Source organism: Vibrio sp. YT-16, from assembly GCF_033337405.1.
Classification (GTDB): Bacteria; Pseudomonadota; Gammaproteobacteria; order Enterobacterales; family Vibrionaceae; genus Vibrio; species Vibrio alginolyticus.
Genome location: NZ_JAWOQQ010000008.1, coordinates 169,201 through 185,070 on the forward strand (window position 1 = coordinate 169,201; position 15,870 = coordinate 185,070).

The 15,870-nt window shown below is 44.3% G+C and carries 15 protein-coding genes; 9 read left to right on the forward strand and 6 right to left on the reverse strand.

Features of this window, described 5'->3' with window-relative positions; translation table 11 throughout:
• Position 1: 1 nt before the first annotated feature.
• The 6 genes from R7F07_RS15010 to R7F07_RS15035 are packed head-to-tail and all read right to left on the reverse strand — an operon-like array spanning position 2 to position 4,006.
• On the reverse strand, positions 2 to 1,402 hold the full coding sequence (locus R7F07_RS15010; protein WP_171343117.1) for an AMP-binding protein: 1,401 nt from the start codon (positions 1,400 to 1,402) through the stop codon (positions 2 to 4).
• A 4-nt stretch (positions 1,403 to 1,406) separates the two neighbouring features.
• A complete protein-coding gene (locus tag R7F07_RS15015) occupies positions 1,407 to 1,967 on the reverse strand; it encodes a hypothetical protein (protein WP_025766967.1) in 561 nt (186 codons plus the stop codon).
• Positions 1,967 to 2,224, reverse strand: a complete 258-nt coding sequence (locus R7F07_RS15020; RefSeq protein WP_025766966.1) for an acyl carrier protein — start codon at positions 2,222 to 2,224, stop codon at positions 1,967 to 1,969. Before R7F07_RS15020 ends, R7F07_RS15015 begins: the two co-directional genes overlap by 1 nt.
• A gap of 15 nt (positions 2,225 to 2,239) precedes the next feature.
• Positions 2,240 to 2,500, reverse strand: coding sequence for a phosphopantetheine-binding protein (locus R7F07_RS15025; protein ID WP_005382278.1), 261 nt, complete (start codon positions 2,498 to 2,500; stop codon positions 2,240 to 2,242).
• A gap of 13 nt (positions 2,501 to 2,513) precedes the next feature.
• Positions 2,514 to 3,281 carry a lysophospholipid acyltransferase family protein gene (locus R7F07_RS15030; protein WP_005388305.1) on the reverse strand — a complete coding sequence of 256 codons (768 nt, stop codon included), beginning with the start codon at positions 3,279 to 3,281 and terminating at the stop codon, positions 2,514 to 2,516.
• Entirely contained in the window at positions 3,278 to 4,006 is a 729-nt protein-coding gene (locus tag R7F07_RS15035; protein WP_171343116.1) for a beta-ketoacyl synthase chain length factor, read from the reverse strand. Before R7F07_RS15035 ends, R7F07_RS15030 begins: the two co-directional genes overlap by 4 nt.
• Positions 4,007 to 4,082: 76 nt before the next feature.
• Here R7F07_RS15035 and R7F07_RS15040 point away from each other — a divergent pair, with 76 nt between their 5' ends.
• The 9 genes from R7F07_RS15040 to R7F07_RS15080 all read left to right on the forward strand — a co-directional run bounded on the left by R7F07_RS15040 (position 4,083) and on the right by R7F07_RS15080 (position 15,695).
• Positions 4,083 to 4,481, forward strand: coding sequence for a hypothetical protein (locus R7F07_RS15040; RefSeq protein WP_005382272.1), 399 nt, complete (start codon positions 4,083 to 4,085; stop codon positions 4,479 to 4,481).
• Between the two features lie 27 nt (positions 4,482 to 4,508).
• Positions 4,509 to 5,576, forward strand: coding sequence for a methyltransferase (locus tag R7F07_RS15045; protein ID WP_031779087.1), 1,068 nt, complete (start codon positions 4,509 to 4,511; stop codon positions 5,574 to 5,576).
• Positions 5,577 to 5,583: 7 nt separating this feature from the next.
• The gene (locus R7F07_RS15050; RefSeq protein ID WP_151514618.1) at positions 5,584 to 6,828 is read left to right on the forward strand and encodes an NAD(P)/FAD-dependent oxidoreductase; all 1,245 of its coding nucleotides are present in this window, start codon (positions 5,584 to 5,586) and stop codon (positions 6,826 to 6,828) included.
• Between the two features lie 211 nt (positions 6,829 to 7,039).
• The gene (locus tag R7F07_RS15055; RefSeq protein ID WP_080276914.1) at positions 7,040 to 7,780 is read left to right on the forward strand and encodes a transglycosylase SLT domain-containing protein; all 741 of its coding nucleotides are present in this window, start codon (positions 7,040 to 7,042) and stop codon (positions 7,778 to 7,780) included.
• A gap of 99 nt (positions 7,781 to 7,879) precedes the next feature.
• Positions 7,880 to 9,088 (forward strand): DEAD/DEAH box helicase, encoded by a 1,209-nt coding sequence (locus R7F07_RS15060; RefSeq protein ID WP_005382264.1) that lies wholly within the window; start codon positions 7,880 to 7,882, stop codon positions 9,086 to 9,088.
• Positions 9,089 to 9,338: 250 nt separating this feature from the next.
• Positions 9,339 to 10,001 (forward strand): potassium channel family protein, encoded by a 663-nt coding sequence (locus R7F07_RS15065; protein WP_171343115.1) that lies wholly within the window; start codon positions 9,339 to 9,341, stop codon positions 9,999 to 10,001.
• A complete protein-coding gene (locus tag R7F07_RS15070; protein ID WP_171343114.1) occupies positions 9,998 to 11,365 on the forward strand; it encodes a TrkH family potassium uptake protein in 1,368 nt (455 codons plus the stop codon). Before R7F07_RS15065 ends, R7F07_RS15070 begins: the two co-directional genes overlap by 4 nt.
• A gap of 360 nt (positions 11,366 to 11,725) precedes the next feature.
• Entirely contained in the window at positions 11,726 to 14,710 is a 2,985-nt protein-coding gene (locus R7F07_RS15075; protein WP_171343113.1) for a M6 family metalloprotease domain-containing protein, read from the forward strand.
• A gap of 172 nt (positions 14,711 to 14,882) precedes the next feature.
• The gene (locus tag R7F07_RS15080) at positions 14,883 to 15,695 is read left to right on the forward strand and encodes a sugar transporter (protein ID WP_171343112.1); all 813 of its coding nucleotides are present in this window, start codon (positions 14,883 to 14,885) and stop codon (positions 15,693 to 15,695) included.
• The last annotated feature ends 175 nt before the right edge of the window (positions 15,696 to 15,870 follow it).

Here is a 15,870-nt window from a genome sequence, read left to right on the forward strand (position 1 = left end):
TTTATTGGAATAGTTTTTCAATTTCAGCAACTTGGCGTTTGCCTTGGCTGTTCAATGGAATTTCGTCGACCACTCGGAATTTTCTCGGGATAGCGATCGGTTCTAACCAATTGCGCAGTGCCTTGCGAAGTTCAAGCCAAAACTTGCCTTTACCAAGTTCATCAAGCACATCACCGCCTTTATCGTTAAGTACGATGATCGAGACTAACGTGAGGCGACCAGATTCTTCCATTGGGATCACCACGCTTTCTTGAACCCACGGCAATTGCTCTAAACGTTTTTCCACTTCGACAAGGGAAATACGCTTTTCTTCGACTTTGACGATTCGGTCAGTGCGTCCACGCAATTCAAAAGAAATACTATCATGGAAATAGCATTCATCCGCAGTTTGGTACCAAGTGTTTTCATCAATGTGTGGCGAGCGGAGCTTTAAACAATTTTCATGGTTAAGCTCGGCTTCAACACCAGGGAATAACGTCCAGGGAGTACTGGCTTCGTGCTGCTGACGGTAAGCAATGCCGCCGGTTTCTGTGCTGCCAAAAACTTCAATAGGAAGTGACCCAAACAACAGCTGGCTGTGTTGCGCGGCTTGGTTTGGCAGGGGGCCACCAGAAGAAAATACGCACCGAATCGCAACCGGATTATGCTCTTCACTGAGTCGTTTTAGTAACGCAGGGCTGCTTACTAGCGTGGTGTCAACATCGGCGTGATGGACAATTTGCTCAGGGAACTCTAGGTTGTGTGCTGAAAATGGACGTGCAGAACACAAAGGCCACAATACACGAAACAGCAAGCCGTAAATGTGCTGATGAGAGACGGTGCTTTCAACGCGTGTGCTGGCAACCGTGTCGCCCCACAGGTTATCTAGAATAGCAACTTCGATATCGAGCTGTTTCAGCGTTTTTGCAATGGCTTTTGGTGTGCCGCTTGAACCCGAAGTAAATAGCGTTACTGGTATTTCTGCCAGGTTTAATTCACGCCAAAAATAAGGTTGTTTGGCCTCTGGCTCGCTAATCACGGTGGTTTCTAGCAATGATTGAGCTTCGATCAAAAGCGAGCTCACGAGTTCTGGAGCCGAGACATCGGCATCATGCAGCAACAAATCGTAGTGCTCACTGAGCTCTTTGAGTGCTTCTGGTTGGTAATTACCAGGTAATACAATGGATTTTCCTGCATAACAACAAGCAAAAAAGCCAACGGCAAACAGGTAGCTGTTGCCAAAACACAACGCAATGTTTTGCGTTGGTTGGGTTTCTAGCTGTTGAGTAAGTGTTGCGACGTGCTGTTGGAAATCACCCCACGTGATAACCGTATCGCGATCGTAAGAGACTGGGGATTGCTCAGACCTCTCCGCGATGAACAAGGTCGCTAGGGAGGTAAAGCTCGAATACGTTGTATTCATACGATTAGTGTTCCTTTCGAACAAATTGACGCACGATCCATTCTCCAGCGAACAAGCCACCAGCAAGTAAGTAGCTGATGAGGCCGTTATAAAGCGTCCATATTTTTACTGGTAGGAAACAGGTATAGAGTGCAACGGCAGCGTTGAGCGTAAAAAAGGCGCACCAAACCATCGTCACTTTGCGAGTGTAAGCCACGCCACTAGCCGGAAGGTCGGGTTCTTGCAAGCGAGCAAGCCTCTCTATGATCGATTGCGGCTGTTTTAAGCTCAGTCCAAATACACACAGCATACATACATTGACAACGACAGGGTAAAACTGAAGCCACCCATGTTGTTTAAACACCATGCCAAGCGTAATTAGGACAATGCCAACAGCGCCCGTAACGAGCGCCAAGAACTTAAACTCTTTTAGTGGGGTCTTATTTGCGACGAAAACACGCAAAAGTAACGCAGCAATTAACAAGCCCCCAACTAAGTTCAAGCCAAATTTATCTATACCGAAATAGACGGCGAAGGGGTAGGCAAACAGTACAATTGCAGACAGACCAGTCAGCAATTGGCGCATTAACTTTCCTTCAATAACTCAGTAACAGCGTTAACCACATCGTCGACGGTTCTTACTGTACTAAACTCTGCCGGCTTGATTTTTTTGCCAGTGACATTCTGTAGGTGTACGACCAAATCAACGGCGTCAATGCTATCAAGATCGAGATCTTGGTATAAGTGCGCATCTGATTGAATGTCGGCTGCATCAATTTCGAACAGCTCAACAAGCGCATCTTTAACTTGTTCAAATACTTGATCTTTATTTACATCAGTCATGAATATACCTACAACTTATTCATTAGTTTGAGAAGAAACGTATTTCGCTAGATTTGCTACAGACGCAAAGTGTTCGCGCGTATTTGAGTCGTCGGCATCAATAACGATGTTGTATTGTTTTTTTATTGCGAGTCCAAGCTCAAGCGCGTCGATAGAATCTAAGCCAAGTCCATCACCAAAAAGTGGTGCATCCGTTTCAATATCATCTACGGTTAAATCTTCAAGGTTTAAAGCATCAATAATAAGTTGCTTAATGTCGTTGTGTAACTGTTCCACTGGGACCTGCTTATTAATAAAAGTTTTCTGGAAAAATGTTTTCAGCTAGGTGCTGTTGTAAGCGTCGCGCCGCTATTGTCGGCGACGTAGTTTGCTTTATAAAGGGGGTAATCTCAACTTTATCCTTAACTTCAACCCTGAAAAAGGGCTTTGTTGCCGGTACTTGATACCATTTTTTCTCTTTTGTGAGGAAACTTGGCGTTACCGTAATATGGACAACTCTTAAATCTCGTTCTGTTCTTACCGCAATTTGTGCTGCACCACGTTGTAATTTCGGTTCTACACCTGGCGTTGTTCTTGTTCCTTCAGGAAATATAAGCAACACGTTGCCTTTGTTAAATCGTTCATCACAAAGTGCTAATAAATCATCCGGTGCTTCATTGGGAATATATCCGGCTGCTTTTACGATGTGCTTCATAAAAGGATTCGACCATATTGCCGATTTTACTAAACAGTCGCAGCGATTTAATTGTGAAGCAATGAGAACGTAATCGATTAAACTAGGGTGGTTGGCAACAATTAAACAATTACGATCTTGTTGAAGAATATCGGCACCAATAATTTGATAATCGATTGCGCCACTCAACTTCATCAATTTACAAAATGTGTTGAATGAATATCGAATCGCACCTTGAACTTTATATTCGCGTTCCGTTTGGTCTGAAACAAAAATACGAATGGTCGGAATAACAATGAAGCTCAGTACTAAACCACCTAACCCAAATACTGAAAAACAAAAGCCTGTTGCTAGCACACGCCAATACTGATTTAAGCGAGTCATTTTTTGTGCCATTCCCAAGCTTGTTGCGGAGCGAAAATAGTCCACTGGCTTTTATCTAACAAGTATTGTTGCAAAAATACTAAACCTTGAGGAAGAGGATGACCGGAACGTTCTGCGTTTATGGAGCTTTGTATCGCGAAATTGTCTCCATGAGAAAGTATTAAGCCAAGTCCAAACCCTTGGTATTGTTGGTTTTCATATTCTAAATAAGAGTCAGGCATAGGCTCATCAAAATCAACAAGCAGTACTTTTTTGTCAGGATTGTCGTACAAAAACAGCCATGCTTCTAATATTGCGCTTTGGAATGTGTTTTCTGCCGCAGCGATAGAAGTTAGGGGAATGGGTTGTTTAGTTGCGATAGTGGCAAGCCCTGCGGCGGTATTGTGCACCGATTGAGAAAAAGCCATCGGAGACGCCTCTTCTCCATTAATTATATCTTCAACTAGTGCGACGCTGCGATGCAGTTCACCATGACGGCTTGAAAATACAAGGTAATCAACTTGATGTTGATTAAGCATTTCGATTGCAGTTTGTACCGCCAGTTTACTGAGTGGGCTCATTCTTCTGCGCATCATCGCAGGAATATTTGCAACATTGATTTTGCCATCTTCTGGCCATTTTATCTCTGTTGCCCATTGTTTCCAGTCATTGGATTCGGATAAACCGAATGAATTCGCTGTCCACGCATCAATATTGAACGAAATGTTGATCTTCGAGTTTGGCATATTGGGTTAAATTGTTTATTTTACAGCTCGATACAAATTGGGGTTGACCCAAATTCACAATAAAAAGGAAATTATCATGTCGCGTTTTAAGCTGTATGTCTCGTTATTATTAACTTTGCTTCTTGTTGGTTGTGGACGAGTACAACCTGTAATGAATGTGGAGGATACTCCAGTTGCTTATGATCTTCAAAATAAACAAGTAAAAATGGCCATAGTGCAATCAGCAACTAACCGAGGCTGGACGATCGAAGAAGTAAGCCCTGGTGTTCTTATTGCAAAAATCCACGTTCGTAAACACTCTGCAGAAGTAAAAATCCCATACAATAATAAATATTACTCAATTATTTATCTCAACTCAGTAAATCTCAAAGCAAGTGATGGCAAAATCCACCGCAATTACAATCGTTGGGTAAACAACTTGAATGTTGATATTCAGCGAGCTATTGCATTGTTGGGCAATCAATCTCAACAATAAAACTATTAATTGCAGTTAGGTTTTTCCGTGTTAAATCAAAATAATGACCCTTTTAATGCTTTTGAAGCGAAGACAGAAGCTCAGAAGTTATCTTTTGCACCAATCGTGTTCCAGACCGCCAAAACGCTTCGAGATTTAGGTATTTTAGCCGCTTTAGACAGCGCTGGCGCTCAAGGCATGAGTGCCACAGATATTGCCGAGAAAACGGGAGTATCAGAATATGGTGTTAAAGTACTGTTGGATATGGCGATTAGTGCGCATATTGTTTTATGGGAACGACCTAACTATTCGCTTGCAAACCTTGGTTTTTACCTTCTTCATGATGGTATGACGAATGCAAACATGGATTTTACGGCAGATGTTTGTTACGCCGCGATGATGCATTTGACGGAAGCAATTCAAGAAGGTAAACCGTCTGGTTTGAAAGAGTTGGGCAATTGGGAGACCATCTATCAAGGTCTATCGACGTTACCAGAACAAGCCAAACAGAGCTGGTTTAAGTTCGATCATTTCTATTCGGATCGCTCGTTCCCACTTCTGCTTAAAGAGGTATTTGCAAGCAAGCCAAAGCATCTTGTGGATATTGGCGGAAATACGGGAAAATGGGCGATTCAGTGTTGTAAACATGACCCTGACGTTCAAGTGACGATTGTTGATTTACCGCAGCAATTAGAAGTAGCGATGAAGAATGTTTCAGAAAACCAGTTCTTCGAGCGTGTACGTCCATACCCTGCAAACATGCTTGATAAAGCACAAACATTGCCTGAGCATGCTGACGTATGGTGGATGAGCCAGTTCTTGGATTGCTTTTCCCCAATTGAGATCCTCAATATCCTTAAAAAAGTTAAAGCCCAGTTAACGAAGGGAGATACTATTTACGTATTGGAGCTGTTTTGGGATGCTCAAAAATACGCGGGAGCTTCCTATAGCCTTAATGCCACTTCTCTTTATTTTACCTGTTTAGCTAACGGTAATAGTCGCTTTTATCGCAGTGATGATTTCTTAGAAATTGTCGAAGCGGCAGGTTTATCTGTCGTTGAAAGAACCGACAATATTGGCCTTGGTCATACCTTATTAAAACTACAAGCAAACTAAATTCAGAATGAAAACAGAGCTCAAGCAAGTTGTTGTCGTAGGAGCGGGGCCATCAGGTTCAACCGTTTCTGCGTTATTAAAATCGCGTGGCATAGATGTTGTTGTCTTAGAAAAAGCGACTTTTCCACGCTTTTCCATAGGAGAAAGCCTACTCCCTGCCTGTATGGAAGTTGTTGAACAAGCAGGAATGACCAATGCGGTAAAGCAGTTTGGCTTCCAGTATAAAGATGGTGCTGCATTTCGTCGTAATGGCGTATACACCCAGTTCGACTTTACAAACAAATACACGCCAGGACCGGGCACGACGTTTCAGGTTCAACGTGCCAACTTTGATAAAGTGTTGGCAGATAGCGCTGAAGAGCAAGGCGTAGAGATTCGCTATCAGCATGAACTGCTCAACCTAGCGTTTGAAGGGAAAAAGTCTCGATTAGAAGTGCTCGACTCAAATAAGAAGGCTTATCAAATCGAAGCAGATTTTGTGCTGGATGCAAGTGGCTTTGGGCGTGTTTTGCCACGCTTGTTGGAGCTAGAAGAACCTTCTTGTCTTCCGCCTAGAAAAGCGATCTTTACCCATATCGAAGATCATATCTCTCCCCAAGAGCCGGAATACGATCGCAACAAAATTTTAATTTCAGTTCATCCTGAAAATCACGACGTATGGTACTGGCTAATCCCATTCTCTAATGGTACTTGTTCGTTTGGTGTGGTGGGTGAGCCAGAATTTTTCGAACAATACCCAGAAGATAAGATTGCAGCGTTGCAGCAGTTAGCCAATGAAGAGCCGGGTTTGGCTGCTTTATTGCGAAATGCGAATTACCCGAATCCAGCAGGCGAGTTGGGTGGCTATTCTGCTAACGTCAAACGTTTAGCGACAGAGCACTACGCGTTGCTTGGTAATGCTGGTGAGTTTCTTGATCCTGTATTTTCATCGGGTGTCACTATCGCCATGAAATCGGCAGAGTTTGCAGCGGACTGCGTGGTTCGTCAGCTGAATGGTGAAAAGGTTGATTGGCAAGAAGAGTACTCGCAACGCTTAATGGTGGGAGTGAACACATTCCGCACTTATGTGGAAGGCTGGTACAACGGCACGTTGCAAGATGTGATTTTCTATCAAAACCCGAACCCACGTATTAAACAGATGATTAGTGCGATTTTGGCTGGATATGCTTGGGATACGAATAATCCTTACGTAAAACAAAGTGAGCAGCGTTTGTCGACGCTTGCAGAACTGGTTCGGGAAGCTGAACTGTAAGAATATACATTCGCTTATCCGAGAATCAGTAAACCTAGGTCTTACCAAAAAAATTGGTAAGACCTTTTTAATGCCTCTTTACTTTTACTTCTAGCGTGTTGGAGACACATTGACCACTTACATCGGTGTGTATCGAATTTGAGAATTTTTATGGTGACATTGATCACATCTAGAATTCCTGTTGCTGATATTTATATTAAATTTGTAGGAAATGGATTACATTCTGGGAGTGTTCCCTACATCCGGCTTCGTTGTGAAAACGGTTTATAAGCAACTGTATAAGTTAGTAAAGTTCCAAAAACTACATCAAAAAAAAGACAAGTTTCTTACCAAATCAATTCGCTTGGTGAGTTCGAGCCATCGACTACGCCAAACGCTTCCTCTACTTTCTAAAATTGTCGAAGAACATGACGCATCAACGGTCTCTTCGATTGCAGATCCCGAGAACGCGGTCGCGTGGGGAGGGAAAGTTTCTCCAGAGTTCAAATCTAAAGTCATCCGTATTAGTAAAGAGCTAAAGATCAATCCTAATCATCTTATGGCGTGCATGGCATTTGAAACTGCTGAAACTTTCAGTCCAAGCATCAAAAATGGTTCCGGAAGCGGGGCTACAGGGTTAATTCAATTTATGCCCTCTACCGCAGAGTCATTAGGAGTGAACACAAAGACTCTTGCGAGAATGAGCGCGCTTGAACAACTTGACTATGTGAAAGCGTACTATTGGCCCTATCGAAATAAAATTAATAGCTTAGAAGATGCTTACATGGCCATTCTCTACCCTGCTGCGATTGGTAAACCGCCGTCTTTCGTTTTGTTCAGACAAGGCTCAATTGCCTATCGACAGAATGCAGGTATCGACCGCCACAAAACGGGGAAAATCACGCTTAATGATGTTTCCTACAAAGTGAGGCAAAAATTAGAAAAAGGTTTGCAGCCCAATTTCATGGGCTAAGATTGTGTCATGTTCCTAGTTTTTCGCGCATGAATCCTTCTGTTACTTCACGGGGATTCTGATACACTACGCGCCCATTTCCTCTGTTGAGACCTTTCTATGCCATTTTCTAAGCTTGGTTTAAGCGCATCGATTGCTGATGCAGTAAAAGCGCTAGGTTATGAAAAACCCACTTCTATCCAACAAAAAGCCATTCCAATCGTATTGCGTGGCCGCAATTTAATTGCAGCAGCGCAAACGGGCACAGGTAAAACGGCCAGTTTTGTTCTGCCAATCTTAGAAAAGCTTAGTCGAGGCGAAACGCAACGTAAAAAACGCGCTCGTGCGATTATCCTAACGCCAACACGCGAACTTGCGCTTCAGGTTCATCAAAGTATTGAAGCTTATGGTAAAAACTTACCATTACGCTCAATGGCGATGTTTGGTGGTGTGGATTATGCACCACAAAAACAAGCCTTGATCGAGGGTGTCGATATTGTGGTAAGCACGCCTGGGCGCTTGATTGATCTGTACGGTCAACGCGCGATTCACTTTGATGAAGTGGAAATGCTAGTGCTTGATGAAGCCGACAAAATGTTGGATATGGGATTCATCGATGCGATCGACAAAATCGTCGACTGTATGCCAGAACATGTGCAAAGTTTGTTGTTCTCAGCGACGTTATCTAACCCTGTTCGTGACTTGGCGAAAAATGCGATTATTGATCCTGAAGAGATCACGATTGCAAAGCACAGTGCCTCAAAATCAAATATTAAACAGTGGATCACGACCGTCGATAAAGACATGAAGTCGTCGCTGTTAAGTCACTTGCTTAAAGAAAATGACTGGTCGCAAGTACTGGTATTTATTGAAACTAAACACGGCGCAGCCAAACTGGTAAGCCAACTTGAGAAACGTGGCATTGTGGCAGAAGCATTCCACAGTGGCCGTAATCAGCGTGTTCGCCAGGAATTAATAGAAAAGTTTAAAGCGGGTGAAATCCAGTACTTAGTCGCAACCGGCGTTGCTGCTCGCGGTATTGATATTGATAATCTGCCAGTTGTCATCAACTACGATTTACCTTACCCAGCTGATGAGTATGTACATCGTATTGGTCGTACAGGTCGTGCTGGCGCGAAAGGTGAGGCGATATCACTGGTTTCAAAAGACGACTTTAAGAACCTCTGCATGATTGAAAGTCGTTTAGGGCACTTGCTAGAGCGAGTGGAAATTGAAGGTTTTGCGCCAAGAAAGCCAGTACCAATTTCAATTTTAAATTACGTGCCTAAGAATAAACGTAAACCGCACGATAAGCGCGAATCAAAATAGCCAGTTTATCCCATGATCTAAAAGCCGCATTCTTGCGGCTTTTTGCGTTTTAAGGCATCCAATTATGTAGCCATCGAGACGGTTTCTATTCGGTAATGAGGAAAAAAGTTAATCAGTGTCATACGCTTAACACGTAAAGTGAATCAAGGTGCGTTAAGCTTTTGTCAATTATCTGTCCGCAGGTTTGCACAAGGTAAGGAATGGGCGCAAACTTTTTTGCTTGCTAATGAATGCATAAGATGGGGCACAAATGAAAACAGGTGATAAGCAATTCGCCGTTATTGGTCTTGGCCGATTTGGTTTGGCAGTGTGTAAAGAGTTACAAGATTCAGGCGCTCAAGTTTTAGCCGTTGACATCAACGAAGACAGAGTTAAAGAAGCCGCCAGTTTTGTTAGTCAGGCGGTTGTGGCTAACTGTACTCACGAAGAGACGGTTGCTGAGCTCAAACTTGATGATTACGACATGGTGATGATTGCCATCGGAGCGGATGTCAATGCCAGTATTCTTGCGACATTGATAGCTAAAGAGGCGGGAGTAAAGTCAGTATGGGTTAAAGCCAACGACCGGTTCCAAGCTCGTGTTCTGCAAAAAATTGGCGCAGACCACATTATCATGCCTGAGCGTGACATGGGAATACGTGTCGCGCGTAAAATGCTCGATAAACGGGTTCTTGAGTTCCACCCATTAGGCAGTGGCTTAGCTATGACGGAGTTTGTGATTGGCTCTCGTTGGATGGGTAAGACACTAAGTGATTTGGCTCTGTGCAAAGTCGATGGCGTGCAAGTGCTAGGGTTTAAACGGGGCCCAGAAATTACCAAGGCACCTGACCTTAATACCACACTAGAAATTGGTGACCTAATTATTGTGGTCGGCCCTCAAGATGTGCTCGCAAATAAATTAAAATCGCTATGACGTATTTTCATCAGAAAGGTGTTTTTTACGCACCAGATGGTAAACAAGAGAAAGCGAAAGGCAACGAACCGCGAATTATATTGCTCAGTTTTCTCGGTGTTTTACTGCCTTCTGCGGTATTGCTAACCTTGCCAGTTTTTTCTGTTACGGGCCTGTCGATAACGGATGCTTTGTTTACCGCAACGTCCGCTATTAGTGTGACAGGGCTTGGTGTTGTCGATACTGGGCAACACTTTACGCTTGCGGGTAAAATCTTGCTGATGTTTTTAATGCAAATCGGTGGGTTGGGGCAGATGACTTTGTCGGCGGTCTTACTCTATATGTTCGGCGTGCGTTTGAGTTTGCGTCAACAAGCGCTGGCGAAAGAAGCATTAGGGCAAGATCGGCAAGTCAATCTACACCGACTAGTAAAGCGGATTGTTGTTTTCGCGCTTGTTGCAGAAACGATCGGGTTTATTTTTCTCTCTATCCGCTGGGTCCCTGAAATGGGCTGGCAGACTGGTATGTTTTACGCCTTGTTTCATGCAATTTCTGCATTTAACAACGCTGGGTTCGCGCTGTTTTCTGACAGTATGATGAGCTTTGTGAATGATCCGTTGGTTATCTTTACACTGGCGGGGCTATTCATTTTTGGCGGGCTTGGTTTTACTGTTGTGGGTGACATCTGGCTAAACTGGCGCAAAGGTTTCCACTTTTGGCATCTTCACACCAAAATCATGCTGATTGCGACACCGATATTGCTCTTAGTCGGAACGATGCTGTTTTGGTTACTTGAACGAAGCAACCCAAACACAATGGCGTCTTTACCTGCAGCAGGGCAATGGTTGGCGGCATTCTTTCAATCTGCGAGTGCTCGAACGGCAGGGTTTAATAGTGTTGACTTGGCGCTGTTTACCCAGCCAGCCTTACTGGTCATGATTGTTCTGATGTTAATTGGAGCGGGTTCCACCTCAACGGGGGGCGGTATTAAAGTTTCCACATTTGCTGTTGCGTTTATGGCTACGTGGACCTTTTTACGCCAAAAGAAACATGTGGTTATGTTTAAGCGAACCATAAATTGGCAAACTGTGACTAAGTCACTGGCAATTATCGTTGTGAGCGGAGCCATCCTGACAAGCGCAATGTTTTTATTGATGCTTACCGAGAAGGCCAGCTTTGATAAAGTTATGTTTGAAACCATTTCCGCATTTGCCACAGTGGGGCTCACCGCCGGTTTGACTGCGGAACTTTCTGAACCTGGTAAATACATTATGATCGTGGTGATGATCATTGGTCGTATTGGGCCGCTCACGCTTGCCTACATGTTGGCACGTCCTGAACCTACCTTGGTCAAATACCCAGAAGACGCCGTTCTTACAGGTTAATATAGCGTTAAACAATGGCCGCGCGACCACTACGAGCATTGATTAATAGCAGTGCTCGTACATTTATAGAATATGTGGAATGTTGCCCAGTTTTACCTATAAATTCGTAGAAGTTCATTTCTTCTTCCTTTCGTTTCGATACTATTCATTCACTCAATTTATATTCTCAGAAGCTACGCTCATAACAGCGTTTTGGAATCCGACGCTTTTGTAGTGTGACACCAAACTACGTCGTGTTATCTGAGCGAATTGATACCAGCCTTCGTCAATAGTCACTCAGTCTTACTCTATGCCCATAGGGTTACTTTGTGTTTGTTGTGCTTGGTATGAATGAACGAATCGAAAAGATGGAGTCGTACTTTGAAATTCAACACACTCGCCATGGCTATGCTAACTGCGCTTCTTGCAGGGAAGAGCATGGCAACTACTCCGCCATCGCCGGTTTGGCATACTATTGCGTTGAGCGATGGTAGCTCCAGTGAGGCAATTCTACGTGGAACGGCAGATTTCCACTGGTTTGAAGATAAGCAGGGCAATGCCTTACTTCAGGAAGACGGCGTTTGGTTTTTCGCGCAGATTCAGCGCGAGTCAGACACGCCAATATTGATCTCGACAGGTGTGGTGAAAACGCAGTCGAGTGAGCCACCTGAGTCGGCGAAGTTTCGCCCGGATTTACAAGTTAAACCGCAATTATCTTCTCTAAAAACCATTGAGCCGATGGCACGAAAAAACCTACTGCGTTCGGCGCAAGGTTACCAGGCGATGAGCAGTTCAACGGTGAAGCAGCAGCCCCTATTGGTTGTGCAAGTTTCGTTTGATGACCAAGCAATGGTGCATGATTTTGAGCAACGCGTATTTAATACCAATGGTCAAAGCGTTGTGGATTACTTTGATAAAAACTCTCAAGGTAAATTCAAAGTTGTTCCTGCACTTGAGAGTTACGGCACCGCCAATGACGGTGTGATAGATGTGACTGTGGCACAAAGCCACCCTAACTGTCACTCTAGTTCGACTGATAAGACATGCACCGCCAAGTTGAATGCGGTTTTCACCGAGGCTTATCAAAAACTGGATCCATACTTTAATCTTTCGGCCTACGACAGCAATCAAAATGGTACCGTAGAACCGTCAGAACTCTCTGTCATGTTTATTTTTGCGGGGGGCGATCGTTCAACAGGGGTTCTCAACCGTCCTGCGATTTGGCCGCACAAATTCTCTCACGATGATGTCACACTAGATGGTAAAAAGATCACAGACTATTGTGTGTTCGCTGACTATCAAGTTGATCATCAAGCGACGTTGGGCGTGATCGTACACGAGCTTGGTCACTTAATGCTTGGCTTACCGGATTTGTACGCAAGGAACAGTGATGCCTCGATTGGCTCTTGGGGCGTGATGGGTGGCGGTTCATGGGCGCAGAAACCGGGAGATTCATACGCTGGCGACACTCCGGTGAACATGAGTGCATGGAGCAAACACGCTGCTGGTTTTGTTGTACCAACGGTAACTCATGAAAGTCCAGCGCCTATTTCTGTGAACAACGACGATGTCAAGCTGGTGTATCTCGACCCGTACTTGAAAGAGTTTGGTCCACGTATTTACTTGGAAAATCGCACCTTTAGCGGTTACGACCGAGCATTGGCGGCTGAAGGTATCCTGGCGACGTCGGTTAATGTCCAGAACCGCTTTAATGATGTTGGCGCGATGCAGGTTCAAATCATGCAGGCTGATGGTCTGAATGAGTTAGAAAATGATGGTAGGAGTGACGCTGACGATTTATATCCTAATGGTGGCGATGTCATTTCAGATACATCGACCCCGGGTCTGAGAGCGATCACAGGGTTTGATACTGGGGTTCGTATTTCCAACATTGCCAGCAACACCAACGGTGGTAGTTTTTCTCTTGAACATACAAACGAACCAAATAAATCAGCATGGCTGAACTCTCTTCACCAAGGTTATGTGTACGCGAGTGGGAGTAACACTCTGGCGGTGTCACTGGACTTGAATAGTGATACAGAGCTTGATGGCCTTCAACTTTACGCGCAAAGAGATAGCGCTCAAAGTGACATGACTTATCGAGTTTGGCGATTCCCATTTTCTGGAAACATTGGCTATCGATTAATATTGAATCAAAACAACGCTGAGCTTTTACAGCAAGGTAACTTCCAAAAGTCATCTCGAATTTTATTCCCCCAATCAAGCCAATTGAGTGCGGGTCAGCACTTATTGGTCGTTGAATTGGAAGGCGGTCAATTTGATGCAAACTTTGACTTCGGCCGCTTGCTAAAAACTGAAAAAGCCTCCCTACCTGTAATGTGGACTGGTGATTACAGTGAGATTGGCACGTTTGGTCTAGAAAAAGCCGGGTTCTCTTATATTCCGTTTGCAGCATTATTAAATGTGGATGCGAGCAACTTGGTTGAAGCGAAATCTGATTCGTTACAAACCAATAAAAATACGCCAATCAAACTGAACCTGATGGACAATGATTTCATGGCGGTAGGGTATCAGTTCAATGTGGACATTGTGCAGAAGCCTGAGCACGGCACCATCTCTGGCAACCAGTACCAACCTGAAACTAACTTTGTTGGTCTGGACACTTTCCAATATCGTTTGTTGTCGGTTGATGGTGCGTACTCATCTTCAATCGTGAATGTGCAGGTGGAAGTGCTTGGCAGCAACGAAGCGCCAGTGGCCGTGATTGATGTTGATAATAAAGACATGACGGTTGGGCAGCGAGTCACGTTGTCTGCGTTAAATAGTACGGATGCTGATGGCGATGTGTTGAGTTATAAATGGGAGCAGTTGGCTGGCACTTCAGTTTCTCTTGGCAATGCAACCAGTGTTAGCACAAGCTTTACGGTGCCTCAAGGTGCAAAAGCGGGTGAGGTTCTGACATTCCGTTTAACCGTGACTGACCCTAGTAATGAAACGTCCAGTGCTACCGTCGATTTAACCATGAAAAACGCAGCGCCACTTACGCTTGCAGATACGGCGACCGTTGCCGTTGGTGAAAGTATTCTGATTGATGCAGCGAGCAATGATTCGGATGTGAACGGCGATAAACTGGTTGTAGAAAGCGTACAGAACGTAACGGGTGTGGGAAGTGCGAGTGTAGAGAATGGCAAAATCCGTTTTCAAGCACCGGATAGCCCTACTGACGGCATCAAGCTGCAATATACGGTTTCAGATGGTCATGGTGCCACTGCTACGGGGGAAGTTATCGTGACGGTTGTTGCTTCTTTGAAGACAACGACATTCAAGAACTCAGAAGGTAGCGGCAGTGTTTCTTATTGGGCTTTGATGTTACTTGCAACATTAGGCTGGCGACGTCGCGTCTAAAACGGTATTGAATTGCGGTATAAGCCACTCACATTGAGTGGCTTATTTTTTATCTGATCTATTTTGGTTTCGTTCTCATTGTCTTATGAGATGTGTTTCTCATTATTTTTAAAGCGATTTTTCTACTCTGCGGTTACCCTAGGGGCCGATTTTTATGAACTAAGGATGTTATATGTCTACCGAGGCCTTTTCTGTTTCGGAAATATGCCGAGAAGCGGCAGTGATGGTCAGAAGGAATCTACTCGCAATTGTTATTGCTTGTATTCCGTTGATTATCGTGCACTCAATTTTTGCTTTTATGTATCCTGAAATGACGGGGAAAGATCAAGCGAACGTTCAAGAAGGCAATGTCTCAGGATTTTATTTCGTCACAATTATTTTGTACCCACTTGTTGCCGCTATGGCGGCTGTGCGTGTGCATCGAATTTATTTAGCCGGCGATTACATGCACTCTGCGTTGGATGTATTTCGTTTGTCAGCTCGAGAATTCCGTTTCATAGGCTGGTGGATACTGTTTGGACTGATGATGATGCTCGTTATTGGTATCCCGATCTTTGTGTTGTCGTTTATCTACATTGCAGAAAGTGGTGAAGCCGACTTTGTTGCTATGGCTATTATCACAACGATTGCAAGCATTCCCGGCTATTGGGTAATGGCGCGATGGTCATTTGTGTTGCCAGCGACTGCAATGGATCATCAGCCTCGCAGTTTGCGTCGTTCGTGGAACCAGAGCAGAGCATACAACAAACAAGTATTCATTTTGATGGGACTAATTCCATTGGGTGCGGGCTTGCTCAGTCAGCTGATCTTTAGCCACTTTACGAATCTCTTTATGTTGAGCCTCGTCGGTGTGGCCTATGGTATTTTTGGCGCGTACCAGCTGGCATTGTTATCATTGAGCTATAAAACGGTAGTGGATATCGAACGCGCTCGTTTTGATACGCCATCACAGTCACCAAAAACGGGTGAAGAATTTTCCGCTTAACCCTTTGATCGTTTTTACATGCTACCTCCGTTTAGGAGACGGTCTGCGGCAGGTTGATACCTTCCTGCCGCCTTCGCGTTATTCACGCAAAATACCCATGCCCATTTCATGGCTGAATGACAGGGACATTCACACGTATACTCACAACAGTACTTCTTTTTATTAAGGAACCCTA

What these genes read in the sequence shown, in the direction of transcription:
- R7F07_RS15065 (WP_171343115.1), top strand. Translation starts at nt 9,339, where the DNA reads ATGAAAACAGGTGATAAGCAATTCGCCGTTATTGGTCTTGGCCGATTT.
- R7F07_RS15050 (WP_151514618.1), top strand. Translation starts at nt 5,584, where the DNA reads ATGAAAACAGAGCTCAAGCAAGTTGTTGTCGTAGGAGCGGGGCCATCA.
- R7F07_RS15015 (WP_025766967.1), bottom strand. Translation starts at nt 1,967, where the DNA reads ATGCGCCAATTGCTGACTGGTCTGTCTGCAATTGTACTGTTTGCCTAC.
- R7F07_RS15080 (WP_171343112.1), top strand. Translation starts at nt 14,883, where the DNA reads ATGTCTACCGAGGCCTTTTCTGTTTCGGAAATATGCCGAGAAGCGGCA.
- R7F07_RS15030 (WP_005388305.1), bottom strand. Translation starts at nt 3,281, where the DNA reads ATGACTCGCTTAAATCAGTATTGGCGTGTGCTAGCAACAGGCTTTTGT.
- R7F07_RS15060 (WP_005382264.1), top strand. Translation starts at nt 7,880, where the DNA reads ATGCCATTTTCTAAGCTTGGTTTAAGCGCATCGATTGCTGATGCAGTA.
- R7F07_RS15040 (WP_005382272.1), top strand. Translation starts at nt 4,083, where the DNA reads ATGTCGCGTTTTAAGCTGTATGTCTCGTTATTATTAACTTTGCTTCTT.
- R7F07_RS15055 (WP_080276914.1), top strand. Translation starts at nt 7,040, where the DNA reads ATGGATTACATTCTGGGAGTGTTCCCTACATCCGGCTTCGTTGTGAAA.
- R7F07_RS15020 (WP_025766966.1), bottom strand. Translation starts at nt 2,224, where the DNA reads ATGACTGATGTAAATAAAGATCAAGTATTTGAACAAGTTAAAGATGCG.
- R7F07_RS15070 (WP_171343114.1), top strand. Translation starts at nt 9,998, where the DNA reads ATGACGTATTTTCATCAGAAAGGTGTTTTTTACGCACCAGATGGTAAA.
- R7F07_RS15010 (WP_171343117.1), bottom strand. Translation starts at nt 1,402, where the DNA reads ATGAATACAACGTATTCGAGCTTTACCTCCCTAGCGACCTTGTTCATC.
- R7F07_RS15035 (WP_171343116.1), bottom strand. Translation starts at nt 4,006, where the DNA reads ATGCCAAACTCGAAGATCAACATTTCGTTCAATATTGATGCGTGGACA.